This is a genomic window from Huaxiibacter chinensis (assembly GCF_022171985.1).
GTDB lineage: Bacteria > Pseudomonadota > Gammaproteobacteria > Enterobacterales > Enterobacteriaceae > Enterobacter > Enterobacter chinensis_A.
This window is the reverse complement of record NZ_JAJVHF010000002.1, coordinates 489,118-501,706: the sequence shown is the minus strand read 5'-3', so window position 1 is coordinate 501,706 and position 12,589 is coordinate 489,118. Positions and strand designations below refer to the sequence as shown.

Here is a 12,589-nt window from a genome sequence, read left to right as displayed (position 1 = left end):
GTTATTCTGCCTGTACCTGTGCCTGATTCTGTTGCTGATTAGGTTCCTCAACCGGAGCCGGTACCCAGCCGACTGCGGCGCCTGAGTCATAGCGCAAATCAACGTAGCTTATCTGTTTGCCTTCGGCCTGCGCCTGCTGTAGTAGAACAGGGTAAAGTTCCACAAAACGCGCCAGACGCTTCATCGTGTCACCGCGGCCCAGATTCAGCTTAATTCCATTCGTTAACGTCAGTTGCCATGAACGGCGAGCCGTCATTGCAGCGTCTTTTAATGTAAACCTGTCTTTCGCCAGCACCTGTCCCATTTCGCGGAACGCCTGCAGAACTTCGTTTTCACTGCCTTCCGGACCGGATAACAGAGGTAAATTCTGCTTGCTGACACGATCGGCCGGGACGCTAAAGGCATTTCCGTTAGCATCGACCATGTGCTGATCATTCCAACGCGCAATGGGCACATATTCAACCAGATGAATCTTCAATTCATCAGGCCATTGCTTTCTGACGCTGGCCTGTTTAATCCAGGGCAGGCGTTCAATCTGGCTCTGGATGATGTTGACATCCTGGGTCATAAAGGTGCCTGGCGACCCTAAAGCGAGTATTGACTGGCGAATATCATCGTTACGGGTGAAATGGCGCTCACCGGTTACCACCAGCTTAGACAGGGGTAAACGTTGCGCATCTTCCATCCAGCCCAGCACCATCCAGCCACTGATAAACACGGTGCACAGCACGCCCAACAGGAAAAGTATCCCTGCAAGACGCGTTCCATTACTCCGACCCGAAGAACGGTATTCTTCCTCGTCATCGCGGTTGCGCGTGTTCAATGCAGCCTGAGACATATCAGCCCGCCTGGTCCAGAATGCGCACGACCAGTTGCGAGAAGCTCATGCCGGCCTGACGCCCCGCCATCGGCACAAGGCTATGGCTGGTCATCCCCGGCGATGTATTGGCTTCCAGCAAATAAAATTGCTTATCGCTATCCTGCATAACGTCAATGCGACCCCAGCCGCGACACCCTAAAACGGCCCAGGCTTTTAAGACCAAAGACTGCAATTGGGCTTCCTGGTCATCTTCCAGACCGCTTGGGCAGAAATATTGCGTCTCATCAGAGAGATACTTCGCCTCATAATCATAGAAGGTTCCGGCAGGTTGGATGCGAATAGAGGGTAATATTTCTTCTCCAAGCATCGCCACGGTGAATTCTGGCCCGCTGAGCCATTTTTCTATTAAAACTTCTTCATCATGTTGAAATGCCAATGCTAACGCCTGCGTTAAATCCGCAGCTTCTGTCACTTTAGACATACCCACGCTGGAGCCTTCACGGCTGGGCTTAACAATAACCGGTAAACCCAGCCCGACAATGCGCGAATTAACGTCGTCATTGAGGCCCATTTCGAATTCACGACGGGTTAATGCAACCCAGGGGGCGACGGGCAATCCCGCGCCTTGCCACAGCAATTTGCTGCGCAGTTTATCCATGGAAATAGCTGATGCCATCACGCCGCTACCGGTGTAAGGCATACCGATCAATTCAAGTAATCCCTGAAGCGTGCCGTCTTCTCCGCCACGCCCATGAAGCGCAATAAAGACCTTATCGAAGCCCATCTCTTTCAGGCGCGTAACGTCTACGTCTTTCGGATCGACCAGATGCGCATCCACGCCACCTTCGCGCAAGCCTGCCAGTACGGCAGCCCCGGAGTTCAGTGAAACGTCACGCTCTGCAGAAGTTCCGCCTGACAGGACGGCGATTTTATCAGCCATGACGTTCATCCCCAGCAGTTTGCGGCTTCAGTTTGATTTCAGATAAGTTACGCGCGATTTTGCCGATATTTCCTGCGCCCTGAATCAGGATTAAATCGTTACCGGTTAATACAGGCGCCAGCATGTCGGCGACTTGCGCAGGATCTGGAACCAAAATAGGGTCGATCTTACCGCGTCCACGAATAGTACGACACAGGGAACGGCTGTCAGCGCCCGGAATCGGATTTTCACCCGCAGAATAAACGTCCAGCATCAGCAGCGTATCCACCTGCGAGAGCACGTTCGCGAAATCATCGTACAGATCGCGTGTGCGGGTGTAACGGTGCGGCTGGAATATCATCACCAGATTCTTATCCGGCCAGCCAGCGCGCGCGGCTTTGATGGTCGCGTCAACTTCCGTCGGATGGTGACCGTAGTCATCCACCAGCATTGCGCTACCGGGCTTGCCGTTCACGGGCTCCAGCGGATACTCGCCAAGGAAATCAAAACGACGCCCGGTGCCCTGGAAGCTTTCCAGCGCGCGCAGAATAGCGTCGTCATCAATGCCCTCTTCCGTCGCCACCGCAACAGCTGCCGCCGCGTTTAAGGCGTTGTGCCGACCCGGCGCGTTCAGCGTAACGTGCAGTAACGGTTTATCCTGACGCGCGAGGGTAAAGTGCCCCTGTGCGCCGAACTGTTTGTACTCTTCCACACGCACATCGGCGTCTTCGCTAAAACCGTAGGTGGTGATTTGACGTCCCACGCGCGGTAAAAGCTCGCGAATGACCGGATCGTCAACACACATCACCGCACGGCCATAGAACGGCAGGTTGTGCAGAAAGTTAATAAATGTCTGCTTTAAGTTTTCGAAGTCGCCCTGGTAAGTATCCATATGGTCAGCTTCGATGTTGGTCACAATGGCGACCATCGGTTGCAGGTGCAGGAACGATGCGTCGCTCTCATCCGCTTCGGCAATCAGATAGCGGCTGTGCCCCAGGCGCGCATGCACGCCCGCGGCCTTGACCAGGCCACCGTTAACGAACGTCGGATCGAGACCCGCTTCCGCATAAATGCTGGAAACCATCGCGGTGGTGGTCGTTTTACCGTGCGTACCGGCTACGGCGATACCGTGACGAAAACGCATCAGTTCTGCCAGCATTTCAGCACGGCGGATGACCGGGATACGCGCTTCATGCGCAGCGACGATTTCAGGGTTATCGGCAGAGATGGCGCTGGAGACCACAACAACACTCGCATCGCGCACGTTTTCCGGGCGATGGTTAAAATAGAGGGTCGCCCCAAGCGACGCTAACTGCTGCGTAACAGGGTTAGGCGCCAGATCGGACCCGCTGATCTGATAGCCCTCGTTCGCTAAAACTTCGGCAATACCGCCCATGCCAGCACCACCGATGCCAACAAAGTGGATGTGCCGGACGCGACGCATCTCGGGCACGATTGAACGCAGTTTTGCCAGTTGTTGTGTATTCATTCTCTAACCGCCATCGATACTTCTTAAAATTCGTGCAACGCAAAAGGCGTTACAAGGGTTAAGCCTTTGCAGCCAGGCTTACTTCATTTGCTACCCGTTCGGTCGCATCCGGAATGGCGGCGGCACGTGCGCGCTCGGCCATCTCCAGCAATGTTTCACGATTCCAGCCCGCCAGGGTGTTGGCGACCGCCTCGGCGGTAAAGTGCGGCTGTTCAAATATTTTCGCGGCGCCCGCTTTTTCGAGGGGTAACGCGTTCCAGTACTGCTGTCTGTCTTTATGCTGGAAAGGCACAAAGATAGCCGGCAGACCGGCTGCTGCAATCTCGCTGACCGTCAGCGCACCGGAGCGACACACGACCACATCGGCCCAGGCGTAGGCGGCAGCCATATCGTCAATAAACTCGGTGACCTTATGCTGCGGCTCTCCCGCATCGGCATAGGCCTGCTCAACGGTTTGCTGCGCACCCTTTCCACTCTGATGCCAGATAGTGACCGTCTCGCCCAGTTTCGCCGCCACCTGAGGCAGCGTCATATTCAGAATGCGCGCCCCCTGAGAACCGCCCACCACCAGAACACGTACCGGCCCGTCACGCCCTTCAAGACGTTGCTGCGGCAGCGGCAGCGCCAGTACGTCAACGCGCACCGGGTTACCCACAACATCCGCGGTCGGGAAAGCGCCAGGAAAGGCCTGCATCACTTTGGTCGCAATCTTCGCCAGCCATTTGTTCGTCAAACCGGCAATGCCGTTTTGCTCGTGCAGTATTACCGGGATCCCCAGCGACCATGCCGCCAGACCGCCCGGCCCTGACACATAGCCTCCCATTCCTAAAACAGCATCAGGATTGAAGCGTTTCATGATGGCACGGGCCTGACGCCAGGCGTTAAAGATGCGTACAGGCGCCAGCAACAGCGCTTTAAGCCCCTTGCCGCGCAGGCCGGAAATACGGATAAAGTCGATCTCAATGCCGTGTTTTGGCACCAGGTCGGCTTCCATGCGATCGGCGGTTCCGAGCCAGCGTACCTGCCAGCCCTGGCCCATTAAATGGTGCGCAACCGCAAGCCCGGGGAACACATGCCCGCCGGTCCCCCCTGCCATCACCATTAACCGCTTCGGTTGATTCATCGAGAACCTCGTGTAAACGCCTGGGCTTTTTCCAGACGCGTTTCATAATCTATGCGTAACAAAAACATGATGGCCGTCGACATAATCAGCAGACTCGAGCCACCATAACTGATCAAGGGCAACGTCAGACCTTTGGTCGGCAGCATCCCCGCTGCGGCCCCGACGTTGACTAATGCCTGAAAACTAAACCAGATACCAATTGAACAGGCGAGAAAACCTGAGAAGCGGTGATCGATTTCAAGCGCTTTTCGACCAATAGACATGGCACGGAAAGCGACGAAGAATACCATTAAAAGCGCTAATACCACACCGATATAACCCAGCTCTTCCCCAATGATGGAGAAGATAAAGTCGGTATGCGCTTCGGGCAGGTACTCCAGTTTCTGAACGGAATTCCCCAGCCCCTGACCCCATACTTCACCGCGCCCAAAAGCCATTAACGACTGCGTCAGCTGATAACCGCTGCCAAAGGGATCTTCCCAGGGGTTCCAGAAAGAGGTGACGCGTCGGATACGGTAAGGTTCCGCAAGGATCAGCAGGACAACCGCGGATATCCCCATCCCAATGATCGCGATGAACTGCCAGAGTTTCGCCCCCGCAAGGAACAGCATGGCAAGGGTCGTCACGAACAACACCACCACCGTCCCGAGGTCAGGCTGGGCAAGCAGTAAGATCGCCAGCACCAGAATCACGCCCATCGGTTTTAAGAAGCCGCGCAGGTTATTGCGGACTTCATCGACCTTACGTACCAGGTAGTTGGCGAGATAACAAAACAGCGATAGCTTGGTAAATTCGGCAGGCTGAATTCGCAGCGGACCAAAGGCAATCCAGCGTGATGCACCGTTGACCGAGCTGCCCACCACCAGCACGATTAACAGCATGATGATCGAGGCGATAAGCATCGCGGTACTGTGCCGCTGCCAGAACGTCATTGGCAGGCGCAGCGTAATTAACGCCAGGCAGAACGCCAGAATAATGTAAATACCGTCACGCTTGGCAAACAAGAAAGGATCGTTCGCCAGGCGCTGCCCGACAGGCATTGACGCGGAGGTCACCATAATAAAACCGACCGCCGCCAGCCCCAGCGTGAGCCAGAACAGCATGCGGTCGTACATGACCAGGCTATCGGAATCTTTATCCCGGGACGCCATGACCCAGCCTTTCAGTGCCGCAAACAGCCACACCAGGATGCCAAACCCCGGCAGACGCGGCATTCTCAGGCGAGGGAGGGATAAACGCATCACCCTAGCTCCTTCGCCAGGCGGGTAAAGAGATCGCCCCGCTGTTCAAAGTTTTTAAACTGATCGAGGCTGGCACAGGCCGGCGAAAGCAGCACCATATCGCCGGGTTGAATCCGCGTGGCGATGAGTCGCATGGCCTCTTCCATCGTGTCAGTTTGCGTCGCAACGTCGGGGCGTAATGCCGCCAGCGCCGCACCGTCGCGCCCAAAACAGTACAGACGAATTGTGTCGCCCGACAAATAAGGTTTTAGCGGTGAAAAGTCAGCAGACTTTCCGTCGCCACCAAGCAGCAGATGAAGCGTTCCCTCAACGTGCAAACCGTTAAGCGCTGCTTCGGTGCTGCCGACGTTGGTCGCTTTTGAGTCATTGATCCAGCGTACGCCGTTATGTTCCAGCGCCAGCTGGAAACGATGCGCAAGTCCGGTAAAGGTGGTCAGCGCCTTCAGGCTGGTGGCGCGCGGTAAACCTGCCGCATCTGCCAGCGCCAGCGCGGCTAATGCGTTGGTATAGTTATGCTGGCCGGAAAGCTTCATCTCTTTGACATTAAGGACTTTTTCGCCTTTTACACGCAGCCAGGTTTCGCCTTGCTGACGGTTAAGGTGGTAGTCACCCATGTTGATGCCAAAGCTCACGCAGCGGTCATCCGCGCCGCGCACCGGCATGGTCAGCGCATCATCGGCGTTCACCACACAAATTTTGGCATTCTCATAGACGCGCAGTTTCGCTGCCCGATACTGCTGCAAACCAAACGGATAGCGATCCATATGATCTTCCGTCACGTTCAGGATCGTGGCGGCCGTGGCATGCAGGCTGGAAGTGGTCTCCAGCTGGAAGCTGGAAAGCTCAAGCACGTAGAGATCGCGGGTGGGATCGAGAAGCATCAGCGCAGGCAGGCCAATATTCCCGCCTACCCCTACGTTCATGCCCGCGGCACTCGCCATCTCACCCACCAGCGTTGTCACGGTGCTTTTACCGTTCGATCCGGTAATGGCGATGACAGGCGCCTGTGCTTCACGGCAGAACAACTCAATATCACCGACGATTTCAACGCCGGCGTCTGCTGCCGCGCTCAGGGACGGATGCGCCAGCGCCATGCCTGGGCTTGCGACGATCAGATCGGCTGCCAGCAGCCAGTCATCATTCAGACCACCAAGGTGGCGTTCAACCTGCTCTGGCACTTTATCCAGACCCGGCGGAGAAACACGCGTATCCATCACACGAGGCGTTACGCCACGCCCGAGGAAAAAGTCCACGCAGGACAGGCCCGTCAGGCCCAACCCGATGATAACGACTTTTTTACCCTGGTAATCTGCCATGATTAACGTACCTTCAGCGTTGCCAGGCCAATCAGGACCAGCATCAGCGAAATAATCCAGAAGCGCACAATGACGCGCGGTTCCGGCCAGCCTTTCAGTTCATAATGGTGATGAATAGGTGCCATGCGGAAAATGCGCTGACCGCGCAGCTTGAAGGACCCCACCTGCAGAATTACCGATAAGGTTTCCACAACGAACACACCGCCCATGATGACCAGCAGGAATTCCTGACGCAGCAGCACGGCAATAATGCCCAGCGCGCCGCCCAGCGCCAGCGAACCGACGTCGCCCATAAAGACCTGCGCCGGATAAGTGTTAAACCACAGGAAGCCTAATCCCGCCCCGACAATCGCCGTACAGACAATCACCAGTTCCCCCGCATGGCGCAGATAAGGAATGTGCAGATAGTTCGCAAAGTTCATGTTACCGGTCGCCCACGCTACCAGCGCGAAGCCCCCTGCAACAAAGACGGTTGGCATAATCGCCAGGCCGTCCAGACCATCGGTCAGGTTAACGGCGTTACCGGTCCCCACAATCACAAAGTAGGCCAGCAGGATGTAGAACAGACCAAGCTGCGGCATCACGTCTTTAAAGAAGGGCACCACCAGCTCGGTGGCCGGGGTGTCTTTCCCTGCCAGATAGAGCGCGAAGGCGACACCCAGCGCGATAACCGACATCCAGAAGTATTTCCAGCGGGCAATCAGCCCTTTGGTATCCTTGCGCACCACTTTGCGGTAGTCGTCGACGAAACCGATAATGCCGTACCCCACCAGCACCGTGAGCACGCACCAGACGTACGGGTTCGAAGGGTAGGCCCACAGCAGAACAGACACCACAATGGCGGTCAGGATCATAATCCCGCCCATGGTAGGCGTGCCGCGCTTGCTGAAGTGCGATTCCGGACCGTCGTTACGCACGACCTGGCCGAAAGAGAGTTTTTGCAGACGGGCAATCATGCGCGGGCCCATCCACAAGGAGATGAACAGCGCAGTCAGCAGGCTGACGATGGCGCGAAACGTCAGATAGGAAAAGACGTTAAAGCCTGAATAATATTTGACCAAGTGTTCGGCCAGCCAAACTAACATGTTCCGTTCTCCTGTAAAGCGTGCACAACCTCTTCCATGGCGGCACTACGTGAACCTTTCACTAAAACAGTCACAATTTGGTGTTCTGCTACTATTGTTTTCAGACGGGTAATCAATCCGGCTTTATCGCTGTAATGCTCGCCTGCCCCGCTTGCCTCACTGATGCGTTGACTGAGGTTGCCCGCACTCAATACGCAGTCAATGCCGGACGCTTTTGCCGCTTCGCCCACCTGTATATGGCACGCTTCGCTCTCATCGCCCAGTTCAGCCATATCACCCACCACAAACACGCGGTAGCCTGGCATCTCTGACAACACCTGGACCGCCGCCGTCATCGAACCGACGTTGGCATTGTAGGAGTCATCCAGCAGCAGTTTGTTTTCTGCAAGCGGAACAGGGAACAGTCGTCCAGGTACCGCTTTCAGGTTTTTAAGCCCGGCTTTAATGGCGTCATGGCTGGCGCCCACCGCCGTGGCCAGCGCGGCGGCAGCCAGCGCGTTCGCGATATTGTGGCGCCCGGGCAATGGCAGCAGTACGTCCACGCCACCGGTAGGCGTTTGCAGCGTAAATTCCGTGCCGTGAGAGGTCACATGGATATTGGTCGCGGTAAAATCACTGTTGGCCGAATTAGGCGAAAAACGCCAGGTTTTGCGATCGCCAATGATGCTTTGCCAGTTCAGCCAGTCATTATTGTCGGCATTCATAATGGCAATGCCGTTGTCCGGCAGGCCGGTATAGATTTCACCTTTGGCTTTTGCCACGCCTTCCAGCGATCCAAAACCTTCAAGGTGCGCTGCCGCCAGGTTGTTTACCAGCGCGGCTTCCGGACGCGTCAGGCTGACGGTCCAGGCAATTTCGCCCTGATGATTAGCACCCAGCTCAATCACCGCATATTCGTGTTCGGTGGTCAGACGCAGCAACGTCATCGGAACGCCGATGTCGTTATTAAGATTGCCTGCGGTATAAAGCGTGTTGCCACACTGCGCGAGGATGGCCGCCGTCATCTCTTTGACCGACGTTTTACCGGACGAGCCGGTTAATGCCACGACGCGGGCAGGAACCTGTTGGCGAACCCAGGCCGCCAGTTCGCCAAACGCCAGACGCGTGTCCTGCACGCAGACCTGCGGCAGGTCGACATCCAGCTTACGGCTTACCAGCAGCGCGCCCGCCCCGGCCTCTTTCGCCTGTTCAGCGAAATCATGCGCATCGAACCGCTCGCCTTTCAGGGCTACGAACAGGCATCCCGGCGTAATTTTACGGGTATCCGTCGTCACGGCATCGATGGTCAGCGCCTGTCCCGACAGCTCGCCGTTCAAGACAGTGGCTAATTTATCCAGCGTAACGCTAATCATGCCACGACTCCCAGCAGACGCGCCGCGGTCACGCGGTCTGAATAGTCCAGACGACGCGCGCCGACAATCTGATAATCTTCGTGGCCTTTGCCAGCCAGCAGCACCACGTCATTCTCGCTGGCCTGCATAATGGCATTGGTCACCGCTTCGGCGCGTCCTTCGACAACGCGCGCGCGACCCGCATCCAGCATACCTGCGAGGATGTCGTTAATAATGGCGCGCGGTTCTTCTGTACGGGGGTTATCATCGGTCACGACCGGAATATCGGCGAACTGCTCAGCAATCGCCCCCATTAATGGGCGCTTGCCTTTGTCACGATCGCCGCCGCAGCCAAAGACACACCACAGCTTACCGGTGCAGTGCAGACGGGCCGCCTGCAGCGCTTTTTCCAGCGCATCCGGGGTATGGGCGTAATCGACCACCACCGTCGGCTTGCCCGGCGCGCTGAACACCTCCATACGCCCGCAAACGGGTTGCAGCTGCGCGGCGGTTTTCAGCAGGTCTGTCAGCGGATAGCCCAGCGCCAGCAGCGTCGCCAGCGCCAGCAAAAGATTGCTGACGTTGAATGCCCCCATCAGGCGGCTCTCAATAACGCCCTCGCCCCAGGAAGAAGCAAAACGGATAGTCGCACCACTGTCGTGATAATGCACTTCCGTTGCCTTCAGCCAGCGGCCATGACAGTTCGGATTGATATGGTCGTCCATCGAGACGGCTACCGCATCGGGCAGCTTAGCCAGCCAGCGGCGTCCTACTTCATCATCAGCATTGATAATGGCCTGACCACAATGGTGCGTGGAATAGAGCAGCCATTTTGCGGCTTCGTAATGCTCCATATCCCCATGATAATCGAGATGATCGCGGCTCAGGTTCGTAAACACCGAGGCGGCAAATTTCAGTGCGGCGACGCGGTGTTGCACCAGACCATGCGAAGAGACTTCCATGGCGGCAAAGGTCGCCCCTTGCTGCGCAAGGCCTGACAGCACGTGCTGTACGTCAACGGCGGAACCCGTCGTGTTTTCCGTCGGGTTCACTTTACCCAGCAATCCATTACCCACGGTGCCCATCACGGCACCGGTTTCACCCAGCAGCTGCGCCCATTGCGCCATCAGCTGCGTGGTGGTGGTTTTACCGTTGGTTCCCGTCACGCCAACCAGACGCAGCTGGTCAGACGGCTCGTGATAAAAACGCCCCGCCAGCGCGGAGAGGCGTTCATTTAACTGGCTGAGGTAGATGACCGGTACACCGTGCAATTCACGGACTTCACCATCGGTCGCAACATCTTTTGCCTCAGCAATAATGGCAGCTACACCTTGCGCAATCGCCTGCGGGATATATTGACGCCCGTCCGCCTGATGACCGACCACTGCTACAAAAAGATCGCCCGACGCAGCCGCACGGCTGTCGAGTACCATCTCTCGTAGCGCTCGTGCGGGTAGCGATTGCACCCACGGAGCAAGAAGGTCGCGCAAATTACGATCTGCCACCTGATCCCTCACCTTGATTAATTACAAATTCACTTTTATCGCCCGTCGCCAGCGCATCCGGTTCAATGTTCATGGTGCGCAGAACGCCGCCCATGATGGCACCAAACACCGGCGCAGAGACGGCGCCACCGTAGTATTTACCCGCCTGTGGATCGTTAATGACGACCACCAGCGCAAAACGCGGATTACTTGCAGGCGCAACGCCCGCGGTATAGGCAATGTATTTGTTGATGTAGCGACCATCCGGACCGACTTTTTTCGCGGTACCGGTTTTAATCGCAATACGATAGCCTTTGATTGCTGCTTTCACGCCACCGCCGCCCGGCAGGGCAACGCTTTCCATCATGTGAACCACGGTACGCACGGTAGATTCCGGGAAGATACGCTCGCCGGGAACCGGGGGATCCACTTTGGTGATGGAGAGCGGGCGATAAACACCATAGCTACCAATCGTTGCATAGACTCGCGCTAACTGTAACGGCGTTACCATTAGCCCATAGCCGAAAGAGAAGGTGGCCCTCTCTATGTCAGACCACCGTTGTTTTTGAGGATATAAGCCACTGCGTTCTCCGACCAACCCCAAATTGGTCGCCTTTCCAAGCCCAAAACGTGAGTAAGTTTCTACTAACGCTGAGGACGGCATCGCTAACGCCAGCTTAGACACACCGACGTTACTCGACTTCTGCAATACCCCGGTCAGGGTTAATTCGCTATAACGCGCCACGTCTTTGATTTCGTGGCCATTAATTCGGTAAGGAACAGTATTCAGCACGGTATTTTCATTCACGATACCGCGCTGCAACGCCGTCATGACGACCATCGGCTTCACGGTGGAACCCGGTTCGAAGACGTCGGTGATGGTACGGTTACGCATCACATCTTTCTGCGTACCGGTCAGGTTGTTGGGGTTATACGAGGGGCTGTTTGCCATTGCCAGCACTTCGCCGGTACTGACGTCCACCAGCACGGCGCTGCCTGATTCGGCTTTGTTAAAGGCCACCGCATTATTGAGTTCACGGTACACCAGCGCCTGCAGGCGCTCATCAATGCTCAGCGCCAGGTTATGTGCCGCCTGGCTATCCGTAGAAGAAATATCTTCAATCACGCGACCATAGCGATCTTTACGCACGATGCGCTCGCCCGGCTGGCCGGTGAGCCACTTGTCGAAGCTTTTTTCGACGCCTTCAATGCCCTGGCTATCGACGTTGGTAAAACCAATAAGGTGGGCGGTCACTTCGCCTGACGGATAGTATCGACGCGACTCTTCCCGCAAATGGATGCCAGGCAGTTTCAGTTTTTTGATGTAATCGGCCATGTCAGGGTTAACCTGACGCGCCAGATAAATGAAGCGCCCTTTAGGGTTCGCATTCACGCGGGCCGCCATCTGGTCGAGCGGCATTTTCAGCGCATCGGCCAGGGCTTTCCAGCGGTTATCGAGCGTCACGCCGCCGGCATCGTGTAACTCTTTCGGATCGGCCCAGATCGCTTTAACCGGGACACTGACCGCTAAAGGACGACCAGACCGGTCGGTGATCATGCCGCGTGAGGTTGAGACCTCCTGCACGCGCAGGGAACGCATGTCCCCCTGGCGCACCAGCATGTCAGGGGCAATAATCTGCAACCAGGCCACGCGGCCCAGCAGGAAAGTCAGCGCCAGTAAAATACAGCCACAAAGCAACGCAAAACGCCAACTGATAAAGTTGGCCTGTTCTTCCTGACGTTTCGGTTTTTGCGTTTTTGCCGCCGGTCTCATGCGTCGC

The 12,589-nt window shown here is 56.3% G+C and carries 10 protein-coding genes; all 10 read right to left on the bottom strand.

What is annotated here, in order from left to right:
• Position 1: 1 nt before the first annotated feature.
• From ftsQ to ftsI, 10 genes are read right to left on the bottom strand one after another with little or no spacing between them, the layout of a single operon-like run.
• Positions 2-838 carry a cell division protein FtsQ gene (ftsQ, locus tag LZP96_RS08180; protein ID WP_064324833.1) on the bottom strand — a complete coding sequence of 279 codons (837 nt, stop codon included), beginning with the start codon at positions 836-838 and terminating at the stop codon, positions 2-4.
• A 1-nt stretch (position 839) separates the two neighbouring features.
• Positions 840-1,760, bottom strand: a complete 921-nt coding sequence (locus LZP96_RS08175; protein ID WP_064324832.1) for a D-alanine--D-alanine ligase — start codon at positions 1,758-1,760, stop codon at positions 840-842.
• Entirely contained in the window at positions 1,753-3,228 is a 1,476-nt protein-coding gene (murC, locus tag LZP96_RS08170) for a UDP-N-acetylmuramate--L-alanine ligase (protein ID WP_064324831.1), read from the bottom strand. Before murC ends, LZP96_RS08175 begins: the two co-directional genes overlap by 8 nt.
• Before the next feature lie 58 nt (positions 3,229-3,286).
• Positions 3,287-4,351, bottom strand: coding sequence for an undecaprenyldiphospho-muramoylpentapeptide beta-N-acetylglucosaminyltransferase (murG, locus tag LZP96_RS08165; RefSeq protein ID WP_064324830.1), 1,065 nt, complete (start codon positions 4,349-4,351; stop codon positions 3,287-3,289).
• Positions 4,348-5,592: a cell division protein FtsW gene (gene ftsW, locus LZP96_RS08160; RefSeq protein ID WP_064324829.1), complete on the bottom strand. Its 1,245-nt coding sequence runs from the start codon at positions 5,590-5,592 to the stop codon at positions 4,348-4,350. The genes murG and ftsW overlap by 4 nt, the downstream gene beginning before the upstream one ends.
• Positions 5,592-6,908 carry a UDP-N-acetylmuramoyl-L-alanine--D-glutamate ligase gene (gene murD / locus LZP96_RS08155; RefSeq protein ID WP_064324828.1) on the bottom strand — a complete coding sequence of 439 codons (1,317 nt, stop codon included), beginning with the start codon at positions 6,906-6,908 and terminating at the stop codon, positions 5,592-5,594. The genes ftsW and murD overlap by 1 nt, the downstream gene beginning before the upstream one ends.
• Positions 6,909-6,910: 2 nt before the next feature.
• Positions 6,911-7,993, bottom strand: a complete 1,083-nt coding sequence (mraY, locus tag LZP96_RS08150) for a phospho-N-acetylmuramoyl-pentapeptide-transferase (protein ID WP_003856353.1) — start codon at positions 7,991-7,993, stop codon at positions 6,911-6,913.
• Positions 7,987-9,345: a UDP-N-acetylmuramoyl-tripeptide--D-alanyl-D-alanine ligase gene (gene murF, locus LZP96_RS08145; protein ID WP_064324827.1), complete on the bottom strand. Its 1,359-nt coding sequence runs from the start codon at positions 9,343-9,345 to the stop codon at positions 7,987-7,989. The genes mraY and murF overlap by 7 nt, the downstream gene beginning before the upstream one ends.
• Positions 9,342-10,829 (bottom strand): UDP-N-acetylmuramoyl-L-alanyl-D-glutamate--2,6-diaminopimelate ligase, encoded by a 1,488-nt coding sequence (gene murE, locus LZP96_RS08140; RefSeq protein WP_064324826.1) that lies wholly within the window; start codon positions 10,827-10,829, stop codon positions 9,342-9,344. The genes murF and murE overlap by 4 nt, the downstream gene beginning before the upstream one ends.
• Complete coding sequence (ftsI, locus tag LZP96_RS08135) at positions 10,816-12,582, bottom strand: peptidoglycan DD-transpeptidase PBP3 (RefSeq protein ID WP_064324825.1); 1,767 nt, start codon at positions 12,580-12,582, stop codon at positions 10,816-10,818. The genes murE and ftsI overlap by 14 nt, the downstream gene beginning before the upstream one ends.
• Between the last annotated feature and the right edge of the window lie 7 nt (positions 12,583-12,589).